The sequence below is a fragment of the Oscillospiraceae bacterium genome (genome assembly GCA_025757985.1).
Taxonomy (GTDB): domain Bacteria; phylum Bacillota; class Clostridia; order Oscillospirales; family Ruminococcaceae; genus Gemmiger.
Window position 1 is genome coordinate 2,256,184 of sequence record CP107210.1, and the last position, 14,864, is coordinate 2,271,047.

13 protein-coding genes and 1 CRISPR repeat array are annotated in these 14,864 nt (G+C 51.4%); of the genes, 7 read left to right on the forward strand and 6 right to left on the reverse strand.

Features of this window, described 5'->3' with window-relative positions:
* Positions 1-19: 19 nt before the first annotated feature.
* The 3 genes from OGM67_10915 to cas9 all read right to left on the reverse strand — a co-directional run bounded on the left by OGM67_10915 (position 20) and on the right by cas9 (position 4,187).
* Positions 20-304 (reverse strand): hypothetical protein, encoded by a 285-nt coding sequence (locus OGM67_10915; protein UYJ34088.1) that lies wholly within the window; start codon positions 302-304, stop codon positions 20-22.
* 32 nt (positions 305-336) lie between these two features.
* Positions 337-636: direct repeats of the CRISPR family, unit length 36 nt; unit sequence GTCATAGTTCCCTAATAGCTCTTGGTATGGTATAAT.
* Between the two features lie 47 nt (positions 637-683).
* Positions 684-950, reverse strand: coding sequence for a CRISPR-associated endonuclease Cas2 (cas2, locus tag OGM67_10920; GenBank protein UYJ34089.1), 267 nt, complete (start codon positions 948-950; stop codon positions 684-686).
* A 3-nt stretch (positions 951-953) separates the two neighbouring features.
* Positions 954-4,187 carry a type II CRISPR RNA-guided endonuclease Cas9 gene (gene cas9, locus OGM67_10925; GenBank protein ID UYJ34090.1) on the reverse strand — a complete coding sequence of 1,078 codons (3,234 nt, stop codon included), beginning with the start codon at positions 4,185-4,187 and terminating at the stop codon, positions 954-956.
* Between the two features lie 162 nt (positions 4,188-4,349).
* Between cas9 and OGM67_10930 the strand changes: the two genes are divergently transcribed.
* From OGM67_10930 to OGM67_10945, 4 genes are all read left to right on the forward strand, one after another.
* Positions 4,350-4,634 (forward strand): TnpV protein, encoded by a 285-nt coding sequence (locus OGM67_10930; protein UYJ34091.1) that lies wholly within the window; start codon positions 4,350-4,352, stop codon positions 4,632-4,634.
* A 132-nt stretch (positions 4,635-4,766) separates the two neighbouring features.
* Positions 4,767-4,934: a hypothetical protein gene (locus OGM67_10935; protein ID UYJ34092.1), complete on the forward strand. Its 168-nt coding sequence runs from the start codon at positions 4,767-4,769 to the stop codon at positions 4,932-4,934.
* Between the two features lie 281 nt (positions 4,935-5,215).
* Positions 5,216-5,557: an ATP-binding protein gene (locus OGM67_10940; GenBank protein UYJ34093.1), complete on the forward strand. Its 342-nt coding sequence runs from the start codon at positions 5,216-5,218 to the stop codon at positions 5,555-5,557.
* Positions 5,558-5,653: 96 nt separating this feature from the next.
* On the forward strand, positions 5,654-6,595 hold the full coding sequence (locus OGM67_10945) for an AsnC family transcriptional regulator (GenBank protein ID UYJ34094.1): 942 nt from the start codon (positions 5,654-5,656) through the stop codon (positions 6,593-6,595).
* Positions 6,596-6,795: 200 nt separating this feature from the next.
* Here the strand turns inward: OGM67_10945 and OGM67_10950 are convergent, their stop codons facing one another.
* Together OGM67_10950 and OGM67_10955 are read right to left on the reverse strand one after the other, a co-directional pair.
* A complete protein-coding gene (locus OGM67_10950; GenBank protein UYJ34095.1) occupies positions 6,796-8,811 on the reverse strand; it encodes an ABC transporter permease in 2,016 nt (671 codons plus the stop codon).
* Entirely contained in the window at positions 8,798-9,445 is a 648-nt protein-coding gene (locus OGM67_10955) for a Gfo/Idh/MocA family oxidoreductase (protein ID UYJ34096.1), read from the reverse strand. The genes OGM67_10950 and OGM67_10955 overlap by 14 nt, the downstream gene beginning before the upstream one ends.
* A gap of 874 nt (positions 9,446-10,319) precedes the next feature.
* Between OGM67_10955 and OGM67_10960 the strand changes: the two genes are divergently transcribed.
* The 3 genes from OGM67_10960 (at position 10,320) to OGM67_10970 (ending at position 12,710) form a co-directional block, all read left to right on the forward strand.
* The gene (locus OGM67_10960) at positions 10,320-11,111 is read left to right on the forward strand and encodes a tyrosine-type recombinase/integrase (protein UYJ34097.1); all 792 of its coding nucleotides are present in this window, start codon (positions 10,320-10,322) and stop codon (positions 11,109-11,111) included.
* A gap of 124 nt (positions 11,112-11,235) precedes the next feature.
* The gene (locus tag OGM67_10965) at positions 11,236-11,832 is read left to right on the forward strand and encodes a type IV toxin-antitoxin system AbiEi family antitoxin domain-containing protein (protein UYJ34098.1); all 597 of its coding nucleotides are present in this window, start codon (positions 11,236-11,238) and stop codon (positions 11,830-11,832) included.
* The gene (locus tag OGM67_10970) at positions 11,829-12,710 is read left to right on the forward strand and encodes a nucleotidyl transferase AbiEii/AbiGii toxin family protein (protein UYJ34099.1); all 882 of its coding nucleotides are present in this window, start codon (positions 11,829-11,831) and stop codon (positions 12,708-12,710) included. Before OGM67_10965 ends, OGM67_10970 begins: the two co-directional genes overlap by 4 nt.
* Before the next feature lie 916 nt (positions 12,711-13,626).
* Here the strand turns inward: OGM67_10970 and OGM67_10975 are convergent.
* Positions 13,627-14,850, reverse strand: a complete 1,224-nt coding sequence (locus OGM67_10975; protein UYJ34100.1) for a hypothetical protein — start codon at positions 14,848-14,850, stop codon at positions 13,627-13,629.
* Positions 14,851-14,864 lie beyond the last annotated feature (14 nt).

Genomic DNA, 14,864 nt, shown 5'->3' on the forward strand with positions numbered 1-14,864 from the left:
TACGTTCTTTCTATTTATTTTAACCCTTAATGCCGTCTGTGGCAATACTCTCTACCAGATATTTCTGGAACTTGATCAGCATGGATGTGGCTGCCGAGCCGGGCGGCATCGTACAGCAGCACGGCGGCACGGCGGGGAAAATCCAGCCGTGATACACATGGGTGGGCGAGTCCGGTGCGCACCCATAATCCTGATACCAGATGCCCTGTCCGTCGTTGTCGATGGGGGCACCGCCTTCACCATAAGCACCGATGGTGATGGGGCAGTTTTCTGCGCCGCTGCATTGCAGCTGCAAAAATATCAATGCGCTGACCTCCCCCCACAACCACCCACACAGTCATAGTTTCCTAATAGCTCTTGGTATGGTATAATGTCTAAGCGGCTTTAGTAGTTTCTATTGTAGTCATAGTTCCCTAATAGCTCTTGGTATGGTATAATCAACTCGCACCGCAAAATTGTGTGGAAGTGGTCATAGTTCCCTAATAGCTCTTGGTATGGTATAATCAGGGACTGCAAGGCGCTGCTGGTGCAGATGTCATAGTTCCCTAATAGCTCTTGGTATGGTATAATAGGTGGGCGTGCCGGAGAAATACTATTTGAGTCATAGTTCCCTAATAGCTCTTGGTACGGTATAATAGGCTATGCAAAAAGCGCATCGGATTGCGGTCCGATGCGCTTTTTGTTTAGAAAAAACTCAGCTGCTCACAGGCAAAGGGAGCGTCCTCCGGTTGATAATTTCCCAAAAGAATTTGAATGGACTGGTATTGCTTTTCCGTAACGACAAGCAGACGTATAGAGCCATTCGGCGGCAGGGAAGCCCGCAGCCGTCCCTCGTGCTTTTTCACGGCGTCGTTTCCGTTGCACACCCGCGCATAAACAGAAAATTGCAGTTGTTCCTTTTGGCATCGGATGCAGGCCGGGTTGACAACCATAAGGCAGCGGTAGGACACGCGTCACCTCCGTTGGGCGGGGAAAAGCTGGCGTTTTTCTTTTTTTACACGGGTATAATTGCCCAGAACATCGACCTGATATTTTTCAACCTTTTGCAGTGTCTTGAAGCCCAGACCTTTGGCAATATAAGCGTTATCGTGCGTGGTTACGGAAACGGCACCGGTGGAGATGTTGCCGCCCTCAAAATAGGCAAGCACCCGCTGGACGGTCAGATCTCTTTCCAGTGTGCTTTCCTTGTTGGCTGCCTTTAGCTTTATGGGACGCTTGCCCTCTATGCAGACCAGATCATTTTTGCACAGAGAAAACAGGAAATTTTCCTCGGACATTTCCTTCCACTCGGAATAGCTTTTATGAGCAACAACAGCACAGTTCGGCAAAACCGGCTTTACGGTATCCGCCACATAAATTGGCACCCAATAGTAGCCGTCCCCGGGGATATAATACACATCGACCCGCACCATGGTATCGTTGTCAGCCACGCCGTTTCCGCCGTGAACCGGAACCGTGCTGGTGACCTTGCTGTAAAGCTTGACCTTGCGAACCTGCGCACCCGGCGTGCCGTCTGCGCGGGGCTTGAAGAATGGCTCGGCAAATGCCTTTTTCCCGTTTCCGCCAAAGGCGATTAGCCGCTCTTTCAGGGCATTGTAGAGCAGGGTGTCACTGCTGGGATTAAAGTAACCGTCAATTTCGCCGTCCTTGTTCAGCTTTAAGTCGGTGATGCTGCGGCGCTGGGTCACATAGGTGTCGTCCAAGCGCCCCTTGATGGTTTCCTTGTGGGCGGGTCCGGTTGCCTTGTGACGCGGCATACGGGAAACAAACACCGGCTTGATACCCGCTATGTCCGCGGTGGCATAATAAACCGGATTGATCGTCAGCAGGTTTTCCTGCGGGCAGGACGACAGGCGCTGTATCAATTCATCCCGAAAACGCGGCCACGGTTCGGGGAAGCGCTCTCCCCGTGCGTGGGAGAGTTCCGTCCGCTGATAAAACCGCGACACCCGTTGGATCATACCGTCCGTCGTGCAGGCGATGACCGCTGCATCCACCGCGTGGTGTAAATCGCCGTCTGCGCGCACCTTGGCAATACCCCAGCGCTTGCGCAGAAACGAAGTGACAGCACCATTTACGGCGACAACCCGCTTTTTGCCTGCCATAGGATGCGCAGCAAAAGCCAGATGACCGCGGATATAGTTCAGCATAAAGCTGGCGATATACTGGGTATCCTGCAAATTGCGCTGCATAAACCCGCTGCTGTCCTCGGCACTAAGGTTTTCTTTCACCAGATTTTGGCGTTTGCGGTAGTTCTTTATGTTGTTTTTTGTGTAAACGATAAAGTTGTCCCGCCTTGTACCCTGCAGATATTGCAGCGGCAGGCGGTTGCCCTTTTGACGATTTTCTGAGGCAAGCACCAGTACCTTGTTGGTGCGGCGGTCGTCAAAGCTGATGCTGTACGGCACAATGTGATCCACTTCAGCATAGCCGGAAACCGTGATAACGCTTTGCAACTCCAACGGCTGCAAAGAGTAGGCGCAACGTCCGTCCTGCTCTTTCCACAGGCGGTACTTTACAAGATCCTGCCCGGAAATGTTGCGCCCGGGGAAAAGCTCGTGCAGATCCCGCATCAGGCGCTCGTTGTCTGCATTGTTTTCCTTCATGGCGTTTTCCAGGTCTGCACGCTCCTGGAAGCTTTTGCTCATCTCCCGCGCCAGTTCCAGATGAATGCTGACGGGACTTTCGCCCTGCTCCCGAATGATGGCGTTCACAACCTTGATGGTCTGTGCCACCGCCCGGCGGACAACCGGACTGGTAATGTCAGAAAATCCCTCCGCTTCAGCAGGTAAAAGTATGGATTTTTCGCCGTGACCGCTGCCTTGAAAATCATACCCGGCATCGCGGCAGGCATCATTGTAATTTTCTCCCTGCTCCAGATACGGGATAAGCTTGCGGCACGCCTTGACCGAAATATGACCGAATTTTGAAAAGCTGGGCAGGGTCAGCAGCGCGTTGATCTCCAGCGGCTCAAAATCCGCCTGCTGCAGCTTTTCCCGCAGCAAATCCTCGCTTTTATATAGGGTCAGTGCAGTTGCGGCGGCGTCCAGCCGGTCATGACCCACCGTGAGGATATAATCCTTTCGCAGAGTGTTCAGCGCCTTGCGCATTTTGTGATAGCAGGGCAGGGCGGTGATTTTCTCTTTTTTCTCACAGGCATCCGCCGGTTGGTCGGCCCGGTAGCGCACCATATTGAACCGCGCCTGCGGCGGCAAATCCAGCACCTTGCGAATCCGCGCAAAATCCAGTTTGTCGGTTTGGTAGCACAGGGTGAGAAGTTCCTGCCGTTGTGCATGGGTCAGGGGATGACTGTTGCCGCCTTCCTCTATGCGAATATGGTTGAGTTTTTGCAGCAACGTAAAATATTCAAAGGACCAGGTTGCTTTGGCAGCGCGCGGCTCGGCTGTGCCCTCCAATGTGCAGGTGCCGACCATCTTTTCAATCATATTGCCGCCATAGGGGCTGTTGCCGCCCGGTCCTTCGTCAAAAGAGCGCTGGCGCGTCAGTATGGTCAGGTATTCAGCCTCTGTTTCCGGGGATGCCCACGCTGCACCGTATTGGCGCTGTGCAGCAAAAAGCTGTGCAGCCTCGGATGCAATTTGATCCCGCCTGACGGTGGAAAGATAGTTTTCGGTTTTGTTGCGCTTGTGGGTGGCAAATGCCGGGTCACGGTACATCATTTCCCCCACAGTTCGGTAATGGTTGTCTTTCATGCGCTGCGTGTTGGCGTCAATGGCTTGCAGCAGCTTTCCGTCTTTTTGGGCATCGTCCGCCTTGCGGTTGCTGCGAAATCCCCGACGCTGCATCAGGTGCAGCAGGATTCTGGCAAAATCCATGGCGGTTACCGGACCGTCCAAAGCCTGTGCACGCAGCGCGTAAATATCGGGCAGATGCCCTGCCAGCACGGCTTCCTCGACAGCCGCCCTGCCGGGTAAACCGCTTTTTTCCATCAGAGCATACAGATCCGCCTTCCGTAAGCTGCGCCGACGCAGCCTGCGGCGTGTGCTGCGTGCCTCTCTGCGTGAGGCAGCAAGGCTGTCACCGGTTTTGGGCTGCTCCGCCTTATCAAACACGCGGGAGCCGCAGCGAATCAAGCCATAAGGCTCGGCATCCTCGTTTAAGGCTACAACTGCCCAGCCTACGGAGGCAATGCCGATGTCAAGCCCGATTCCATATGCAGTGTTCATACATACACATCCCTTCTTTTTGCTCCTATGATACCGCGTGACGAGGCAAAAGGCAATTAACGAACCCGACAAAAAACAAACAAAAAAGATGACGCCCTGCCAAACGGCAGGGCGTCAGAGCTTTACGGTCCTATGACCTTATCATAGTAACCATAATAGTTCTTGGTATGGTATAAGAACTATTTACAATATAGCATAGCCAAGCAAAAAAGGCAAGCACTTTTCAATGAAATTCTTTCTCAATTGGACGGCATATTGCTATGTCACCTTTCCGAAATTAATGTCGCTGCCTGCGAGCAGATAGAAACTTTAACGAAGCAACTTGCTAAACAAGCTGGTGCCTCGACAGCTTTGAAGCTTCACAAACCTCTTGAATGGACTGCACAAATGCAAGCATTCCATGCACAGGCCGAAGAAATTGTATGTGCAGAGTTGATTTTCTTTTGAGCGCCCCACAGGGGGTAATCGGAGCGTAAGCGACGGTTAGCAAGCATTGCATATGAAATTCACATATGCTCTTCAGGGACACCCTGAAACCCGTATCAGCCTGATAGATTCCTAATCAGAAGGAGGTCAACAATGACACAACGTATTTGCCCCATCGCAAAAATCGTATACTTCAGTGAAGAAGAGTGGCACTCCATCGCAGGCAAAATGTCCGAAGCAAAAATCTCAAGTTTTTCTGCATTTGCAAACAGAATGCTGCTTGACGGTGAAATCAAATGCTATGATTTTAGCGTTCTATGAGAGACGAACGGCTACATTGGGCGTATTGCCGGTAGTATCAATCAAATTGCCAAACGCTGCAATGAAAATCATTCTGTGCACGAAAATGATGTACAGCAGCTTCGCCGTGAATTTATGGCTCTGAAAGCGAACTACCAAGAGCGGATGGTCAAAGCTATTCGTCATCTTTGCTAATTGCTTGGGGTTTTACGCAGATGAACTTAAAAAGATCATTTGAAAAACGCCCGACTTTATATTATACTGAAAGCACCGATATTTCGCGCAAAAGGTGGTCGGAACAGATGGATATCGAGAACCTGATCGGTGAAACAACCGAATATGACAAGAAAGCGGCGCTTGAAGTACGAAAGCCCAAAAGCTGGTGTAAGAGTGTCAGCGCTTTTGCGAACACGCTGGGCGGTGCGTTGATTTTCGGCATGGCGGATGACGGGCAGATCGTTGGGCTGACCGAACCTGACAGCGATGCTGAGAAAATCAGCGAGATCCTCAAGACGCGCATGGAGCCTATCCCGGAGTTTCGGCTGCGCTTTCACAAGACCGATGACGGCAAGGTGCTGCTGATCCTTGATGTGTTCAAAGGCGAGGAAACGCCCTACTATTACTCCGGCGACGGCACCTTATAGGCGTTTGTACGCATTGGAAACGAGAGCGTCAGGGCATCTGCCACCGAGCTGAAACGCCTTGTTCTGCGCGGCAGAAACACCTCCTACGACTCTCAGATGACGCTTTACAGGGTGGAGGACTACGCCTTTTCCAAGCTGCGGGAGCGCTATAAGAAGTGGACGGGAAACAGCTTTGACAACAAAGACCTTGTTTCCTTCGGGCTGGCAGACGAGGGCGGCTTTTTGACAAATGCCGGCGCCCTGATTGCCGACGAAAGCCCGATCCGCTGGTCACGATTGTTCTGCACACGCTGGAATGGACTGGACAAAAGCGGCGGCACGATGGACGCGCTGGACGATGCAGAATATTCCGGCAGTGTGCTTTCGTTGATTGAGAACGGCGAAGCGTTCATCAAGCGCAATGCCCGCATGATGTGGCGCAAGACACCCAACTCGCGGGAGGAACTGCCCGAATACGTCGAGCGCAGCTACCACGAGGCGCTTGTCAACGCGCTGGCGCACCGCGATTATCTCGTCTACGGCAGCGAGGTCCACATTGACATTTACGATGACCGTCTGGAGATCTACTCACCGGGCGGGATGCCGGACGGCTCGATGATCCAAGACCGCGACCCGCTGACCGTGCCGTCCACCCGGCGCAACCCGGTGTTAGCCGATGTGTTCAACCGCCTTGGCTACATGGAGCGCAAGGGCAGCGGCTTTGGGAAAATTCTGAACGGCTACAAAGCGCAAATCAACTACACCGAGGATAAGCGTCCCACATTCCGTTCTGACCGCTACCAGTTTACGGTCGTTATGCCGAACCTGAATTATGGTGTCCCTCAAGATGTCCCTCAACGTGTCCCCCAAGGTGTCCCCCAAGATGATTTGGATGCCAAAATCCTGGCTTTAATCAAAAAAGACAATAAAATCAGCACCGAAAAACTCGGCATGGCACTGGGTGTCAGCTACAAAACCATCCGCCGCCATATCAAGGCGATGGGAAATGTCCGCTACATCGGTCGCGGCTTCAGCGGGCATTGGGAAGTTGACGATTAAATTCTACTACCATATCAGAAATAATACCGGCAGGACATCGTAAGCATTGTGTCCTGCCGGTATTGGTCTTATTGGCGGCTTGTAAATGTGGGCACTACACAACTCACCAAGTTTCGAAACCTATGATCTTCTAAAGGGAGCCATGTGTCGGTGATGCTTTGCAATACGGCATTCCAGTTTACATTTTCGGGCAACATAGTTTAGACCTCCAATTCTCGCTGTTCTGTGACAATACGTTTACAGGAAAGATACGTTGCAAGGAAATAACTTCCGTAGACAAGCAGAAAAAGAACGATTGTCAGTCCGATATTGGTTGCGATATGGATGTTCATAAATTCTTCCACCACAGCCATTGCTTTGCCAATCAGGAAAGCAGAATACACGCCAGCGACGACTAGCGGAATGGCAAAGAAGACGACTGTCTGCACAAAAAGCGTATGATCGATTTTCCTGCGGCCTGCACCCAGCTTTTGCAGCAAGCCATAGCGATACACATTGTCGGTCGTTTCGGTAAGCTGTTTTAACGCCAGAAGTGCGGCGCAAATCAGCAAAAAGACCAACCCGATATAGCAGCAAAGGAAGCTCACCAAGGCATCGAGGCCGTAGAACGTCTCATACATCATGTTCTTTTCGGCATAACGATAGCCGTGTGTACTATCCAATCCAATCGGAATCATCTTTTGCAGAACTTCATTGGAATCTGCATCGGGTTTATATTGCACCAAAAGCGCATTTACATCTTTTTCAAGAGATGCGGTGACGGAATCGGGAACGATCAAGGTGCCGCGGTCATTGTTGCTAACCGACGTCATAATGTATGTTTCCTGCAAAACTTTATCTTCTGCACGCTGTAAAGTCGCCCCGCCAACCGTGATTTCCGGGTGGCTCTGCAATGCAGCAGCAACATACCGATACGTTCCATTGTAGTTGCAGTTCAACAGGTATTGGCCATCGTTCAGCGTGATGGGTGCTTTGTTCTGCATGGCTAAGGCACGATTCAAGTCCGAAATGGAGATTACGGAAACCTTGCTGTCAGGAACTTTTTCATCAATCGGCCAAAATTTGACTTTCTGTCCTTCAAATAGTTCAGAGTAGGTCATATCGGCCTCGTAAACACTGATTTGCTCTGTAGCTTTGGCGTAGTTGCTTATGGTAATATCGTGTGCAGCGAGATAGGCAGCAATATCGCTGTCCCCGTCAACCGAAACATTGGAAAGCACGTTCAAATCATAGGGCGTTGCAGATTGGGACATTTTGTTCATAGCAAGCGCTGTGCTTGCGCCAATCGACACGGCGCAGATCGTGATGGTCAGCAATCCGCATACAACCGTTACCACAAGATAATTGGTTCGGATTTTGCTTCCAATCTGACGGACAAGGAACGTATTCAGACCTTTCAGGTAAAAGCATTTCCTTGCACTTGCTACTTGCATGAAAACGGCTGACAGCGAGTAGAACAGCAGAAAAGTTCCCGCGACCAATGCCGCCGCTGCCAACTGGAACAGATTATTTTCATGCGATGGCAGAATCCCGTTTTTGTTGAACAGCGCGGCAGAAATTCCGATGCAAAGCAGCGAGAGCAGGAACAGACAAACCGGCAAGATACGGTTTTCAGTCTGCATACTTTCGTTTTTTCTGCCGTCCGTCAATAGGTCGATCAATTTAACATTGGTGACAGACCGAATATTGAAAAGCATGACGATAAAAAAGATGATTGTGAAACACAACACGGTCTGGCGAAGCGCTCCGGCTGAAAACACGATCCGAAACTTTTCAAGATTGATTGCAAAAAGCCGCAATGTAATCAGAGAAAACCCTTGCGAAAAGAAAAAGCCCAAAAGCAATCCTGTGCCCAGCGCAATGATGCCAACACAAAGCGTTTCGCCTGCAAACAACCGGGAAATACGCCCTTTTTTCATGCCGAGCATCATATACACGCCTAATTCTTTTTTGCGGCGTTTCAATAAAAACTGATTGGCATAAAGAATCAGGAAAGCCAGAACAACCGCAATCATAGTGGAAAGCGTAGAAAGCATAATGCCGAGCTGACGATATAAGAGCGTGCCGGTCATGCCCATATTGGAAAAAGCCGGCTGGTCAGAAATGGAATTGAACGCATAGAACAAACTGACCGAAAGGGTCAGCGTAAGAAAGTAAATCAGATAGTCACGAATGTTCTTGCACACATTTCGGAAAATCAGCTTATACGTGTTCACTCTGTTCACCTCCCAAGACGGAAACTACTTCCAGAATTTTTGTGAAAAATTCTTTGCGCGTATCCAGCTGGTGGGGGCACTGGTTCAGCAGCACACCGCCGCCCTCACCGGCCCAGGTCGCACGCCATGCGCCGGAGTCATAATAAAACTGGGTGCGATACCAGTCGGTGACGATCCAGTTCACACGCTTGAGCTCACCCAGTTCGCCCGCGTCCAGCATCTCCTTCATCTTGCGGTAGACGCAGTTGGTGCGCTGGTTGAACATCATGCCGAAGGTCAGCTCGGGGTGCTTGTCGGCCTCGGCGATCATCTCCCGCACCTGTAAGGTGTAGACGCCCGCGGGCTTCTCGCACATGACGTGCTGCCCGGCGCGGAACGCCTCGATGGCCAGCGTGGGATGCTGGTAGTGCGGCACGGCGATGAGAACCGCATCGCAGCATTTGGCGGCAATAAGGTCGCTGCCCTCGGTGAAAATGCGGGCATCGGGCAGTTTTTCGGCAGCCCACTGGCGGCGGCTCTCCTTGCGGTCGGCCACGGCCACAATCTCGATATTCGGGCATTTTCCGTCCAGGACATTTTGGATGTGGGCGGAGGCAATGTTGCCCGCGCCGATGATGCCAAGTCGAAGTTTCATTGACAGTTCCTCCTACAATCTTGCCCGGAAAAGGGCACAGCTTTCTAGCTTTGATTGTAGCACGCGCCCCATCCCCAACTCAATGCAAAAAACCTATGTCTGAAATTTGGACTTTTTCGACAGACGTGAATCCACAGTGATTCACGCCCGAGGAATGTATGAATTTGTATGCGCGCCATGATAGCCACTGTTTTGGGTAGACGCGTTTTGCTACGCTGTGGCATAAACGATACTTTCCCAATGCTAAGCGCAAACGCATCACACTAGGTACAACCTCCATGCTGTTTGACCTGATAGACGGAGTTGATACATGGGCGATTGCGACCCAAAGCATTGCGCACAAGCTGATATGTGCTCTGCAAAAGTGATGCAGAGTGAAACACAGCGTCCTTTGTATTTTTAGGCACAAGCAGTTGTCGACTTTGGATACCTGATTTCCGCATCAATTACACACGTCGGGATTGTATGGTGCATATACCGAGAATTGTGGATTTTTCCGCCGAGTGAATCAAAACTGATTCACTTTTTCGAGTCAAGATTTTGGGATGAATCTAAACTGATTCACTCTGGAGCATATACGAATTTGTATGCGTATCCGCTTTGATTACCCCCCGCTTTGAGCGGGAACATGTTTTGCTAGCATAGCGTTTGGATATCCACAAACGCATTTCCGGGGCGTCACCCAGACCCCCGCGCTGTTCTTGCGTGATGATAGTGACGCTAATGACGCTCGTGACGCTGTTTTGGAGATATCCCTATACCATATCCCAGATTCAGCGTCATTAGCGTCATCTGCGTCATTCTGATTTTGTGTTTCTCGTACCGCCACCGCTATGGCGTGTTTATCCGCTTAGACCTGTGTACAGGGTTACGCATGGGGGAGTTGCTGACGCTGAAGTGGGAGGACATCGACTTTTCCACCGCCCAGCTTCACGTCAGGCGTACCATCAACCGCCTTGCCAAGTACGAAGCCCACGACGGCGAAAACAAAACCGAAATCGTATTCGGTACACCCAAAACGAAAAACTCTCGCCGCACGATTCCGCTGACCCGCACAATGGTTGACGAACTCACTCGCTGGAAGAAACAGCAGGAGCAAGACAAGATTCGGACAGGGGATAAGTACACCGACGATGGCTTCATTGTCACCAACGAGTTTGGACACTACTTTGAGCAGAAAACTTTCAAGGATTACTATGACCGCCTGTTGAAAGATGCCGACATCGGGCACTTTACCTTCCACGCCCTGCGCCACACCTTCGCCACCCGCGCATTAGAGCGCGGCATGGACTACAAGACCCTGTCAGCCATCCTCGGTCACTACTCGGTAGCGTTCACAATGGACACCTACGTTCACAGCATGGACGAACACAAACGGCGCGAAATGGACAAGATGAACGATATGTTCGGGATGCAGTACAGCATCTCTGTGGAGAACCAGCCCTACCCTGTACTCTGCACCTTATCCCCGGACGGCTGCACCGCCCATGTTCCTGACTTCCCCAAAGTCACCACACAAGCGCCAACACTAGACGCCGCCCTGCTCGAAGTCAAGCAGCAAATCCAAAAAGCCCTACGCCAATATAAGAACCCACCCATTCCCACCAAACAAGACCAAATCGTAGTGCCAACCAACAGCGTGCTGGTACTCGTCAAAGCAGGGTAATGCCACTGAATAGTTTTTAACACCACATGGTGCGTCTGTTGAAATTTTCAGTAGGCGTACCATCTTGTATTTACTTTTACGCTCTTATCTGTTATAATTAAAGCGCGAAAGTTAGGTGAGCCACATGACAAAATTTGAACAACTTGATTCCATGCTGGAACAGGGGAACGGCTACATCACGACCCGCGCGGTTACAGCGCAGGGCATCTCAAAGCCCTATTTTGCCGAATACGCCCGCAGCCGAGAACTGGAGCGTGTCGCGCATGGCGTATACCAATCACGCGATGCATGGCCGGATGATATGTATGTTCTCCACCTGCGCAACAGCAATATCATTTTTTCCCACCAGTCGGCGTTGGCGCTCCACGGTATGATGGAGCGCGAGCCGCACCACATCTATGTTACGGTCAAACAGGGTTACAACGCCACACATCTGCGCAAGCAGGGCGTGATTGTGCATACAGTTTCCCCGGAGATTTTCACACTGGGGCTGACCTCTGCCTCTACCACTTTTGGCAATACCGTTCCCACTTATGACCGTGAGCGCACACTCTGCGATGTCATTCGCCAGCGGGGTGCTATGGATGTGCAAACCTACCAAACTGCCATCCGCGAGTATATGCTGCACGGTCACAAAAACCTGCCTCATCTCATTCAGTGCAGCCGCGCACTGAAAGTTGAGGATGATGTAAGACGATACTTGGAGGTGTTTTTATTATGATCAAGACCTCACGACAGCTGAAGGATAAAATCAAAAATCTGGCGCACGGCGACAGCTTGAAATCGCAGACTCTGCTGCGCACCTACATGATGGAACGCTTTTTAGAGCGTCTCGCCGCATCCCAGTACAACAGCCATTTTGTACTGAAAGGCGGGATGCTGGTTTCTTCAATGGTCGGCATCCACCAACGTGCCACAATGGATATTGATGCCACCGTAGTCGCCCTGCCGCTGACATTGGAGGACGCTACACGGACGATTCAAGAAATCGTCAATATCGACCTGCAGGACGGCGTGGTTTTCAGCATTACCAATGCAGAAAGCATTATGGAAGAACATGACTATCCCGGCTTGCGTTTCACGCTGATTGGTACGCTTGACGGTCTGCGGCAGAAAGTAAAAATCGACATATCTACCGGCGATGCCATCACTCCGCAAGCCATTGAATATCGGTATCCGCTTATGTTTGAGAACCGCAGTTTGCAGATTATGAGCTACAATCTCGAAACGCTGCTTGCCGAGAAACTGGAAACCATCATGTACCGTGGCACAAGCAATACACGGATGCGCGATTTTTACGACATTTATATGCTAACTGGGAAACCCGGCATTGCAATCAACGACGCGACCTTGTATCGTGCATTCCTCGCAACCAGCAACACACGCCGCACGACTGGATTTATCCCGCAATTTGCAGCCATCCTTGAATCCGTAGAATCCAATGGCGAAATACAGAAAATTTGGAACAAGTTCTGCAAGGACAACGATTATGTCCTCGAACACGACTGGCACAAAATCATGGCATCCGTAAAAATCATGGAAAACCGGCTAGAGCAGCAGCGAGAACGAGCAAAGCGTTCACACACACTGGAACGCTGACAGCTCCTATTTTTACCTGCCAACTCCGCAAAATTTATCCACAAAAAGCGCCCGGACGGTTGAAAATCTCAACCGTCCGGGCGCAGTCGTTTTTCCGTTTTGGGGTCATTTTGGGGTCAAAGTTACCAGATCGTTACCACTTTTGCCATAAGGTAGAAAAAAGCTCGTTGAAACTTATCGTTTCAACGAGCTTTTGTTGGTTGCGGAGACAGGACTTGAACCTGCGACCTCCGGGTTATGAGAAATCTAAGATTTGTGCATTACAGTGCTGTTTTGTTGGGTTTGGTGGTATTGCGTACCAAGGCTCAGAACGGATTTTGTCCCATGTGTACAAAAGAGTGCTGCATCGTGCTGACCCGTTCCAAACCCTTTTGGGGGCAGTTTTGGGGGCAAATTCGTGAGACGGATTCTGACTTGCACCGCTCAAATAAATGCGCAGCATTGGTCTCATTGAGAAATGTGGATACCAATATCACTGGGTTCACGCAAGTGAAAAGCCCAACGAATCCGTAATGAAATTTTACTTTCTAGTAAGAAATTGTACGCAGCCCTACACCACTGCACCCCCGCACACCGCCCCTGTCACCGCGAGAAACGCCCCGGTTTGCGGGAGTTTGCAGCCTATCGGCGCGGTGTACCGTCCCGCCAAATACCGCACCAAAATCCCCGCTTTCCGGGGATTTTTTATTTTACCACAAAGGCATTTACCTGAACGGGATTTCCCTGTACAGGCAAATCCAACACAAATAAATACTAAATAAATGAAATACTAAGATACTATCGTATCCCATCCGTAAAACTACAAAAAAACGAATTTTTGCCACTGTAATCTTGCAGTGATGCGTACAACTTAACACCGGAGAGTACAACTTACGATTGCAGTTTTCATGTTGGGCGTAGTATAATTTATACAGACTCACCGCTTATCAGCTTGGTTCATGGCGGTCAGCACCTGCTCAAACAGCGGGCGCAGGGATTCTCCGTAGGCAAGCAGGGCTGTAATAGGCTCGTCTTTCACATACTCCAACATCGGATTTTCCAGAAATTCCGGCGCGTACTGCCGGAAAATCGCCTGCGCCACCGGATGCTCCATGATGACGCGCAGCGGGGTTTCCAACGAATAGCGGTCTATTTTCAAGCTGGTTTCGGTGGCGTACTCGTAGTGGTAGCTGCCGCTGCCCAAGGTCAGCGTCTCGGTCTGCTCGGGCAGGGTCAGCTCGGCGGTGGTGTTGGCGGGGTTGAAGCTGCCGTCCGGGCGGATGGAATTCCAGCGCTCCCAGATGGTGGTGGCACCCATCTTGACCTCATACAGCCAACTGGGATCGTCCTCCTGCAAAAGCAGCCTGCCGGCAAGGTCGTGCCTGCCGTTTTCGGACAGGGTCAGGCAGGCAAACGGCGTGCCGATAAACCCGGTCAGCAGATGCGTTTTATGCGCACCGATGTTCTTTTCCAGCGCGTCCAAAAGGCGCGGGCGGAACTCGTCCGGCACCATGTCAAAGTGCAGCGCCAGGATCAGGGCGGTTTGCGTTTCGCTGACAAGACGCCCGGTGGGGGTCACATACTCGGCGCGGAACGCCCGCACAAGCTCCTCACGGCGGCGGCTCCAGCGGCGCGCGTCCTCGGTGTACTGCAAAACGGCGTCGGTATCCGCAAGGATCTGCAAACTCCACGTAAAGCAGACATTGGCGGTAAAGTAGTCATCCGTCGCGCCCTTGCGCTCATCACCCAAGGCATTCGCCTCGGCGTCCAGCCCCAGCCAGTCGCCGTACTGGAAGCCCGTCTGCCACAGCCCGTTTTCGCCGCACTGGCTCTCGATAAACTCGACCCAGTGCTTCATGCTGTCGTAGCTGTGCTGCAGAATGCGCTTGTCGCCGTAGGCGCGGTAGAGTGTCCACGGCAGCACGGTCACCACATCGCCCCAGAACGCCGCGCCGTCCTGCTGGTTGCCCAGAATGTTCGGCACGACCTGCGGCATACTGACATCGGGACCCAGTTCACTGGCCAAGTCACGAAGCCACTTGGTCATAAACGGCATAATGTTCTCATTGAACGCCGCCGTGGGGCAGAACGCCGTCACATCGCCCGTCCAGCCCAGCGGTTCGCGTTTGTATTCTGTTGTTAAATCGTACAATTTCAGCATGAAAGCCCACCTTT

Bases quoted from the DNA above. Each gene is read 5' to 3' on its own strand.
- cas9 (UYJ34090.1), bottom strand. From the start codon at position 4,187: ATGAACACTGCATATGGAATCGGGCTTGACATCGGCATTGCCTCCGTA.
- OGM67_10935 (UYJ34092.1), top strand. From the start codon at position 4,767: ATGACACAACGTATTTGCCCCATCGCAAAAATCGTATACTTCAGTGAA.
- OGM67_10940 (UYJ34093.1), top strand. From the start codon at position 5,216: ATGGATATCGAGAACCTGATCGGTGAAACAACCGAATATGACAAGAAA.
- OGM67_10945 (UYJ34094.1), top strand. From the start codon at position 5,654: ATGACGCTTTACAGGGTGGAGGACTACGCCTTTTCCAAGCTGCGGGAG.
- OGM67_10955 (UYJ34096.1), bottom strand. From the start codon at position 9,445: ATGAAACTTCGACTTGGCATCATCGGCGCGGGCAACATTGCCTCCGCC.
- OGM67_10960 (UYJ34097.1), top strand. From the start codon at position 10,320: ATGGGGGAGTTGCTGACGCTGAAGTGGGAGGACATCGACTTTTCCACC.
- OGM67_10965 (UYJ34098.1), top strand. From the start codon at position 11,236: ATGACAAAATTTGAACAACTTGATTCCATGCTGGAACAGGGGAACGGC.
- OGM67_10970 (UYJ34099.1), top strand. From the start codon at position 11,829: ATGATCAAGACCTCACGACAGCTGAAGGATAAAATCAAAAATCTGGCG.
- OGM67_10975 (UYJ34100.1), bottom strand. From the start codon at position 14,850: ATGCTGAAATTGTACGATTTAACAACAGAATACAAACGCGAACCGCTG.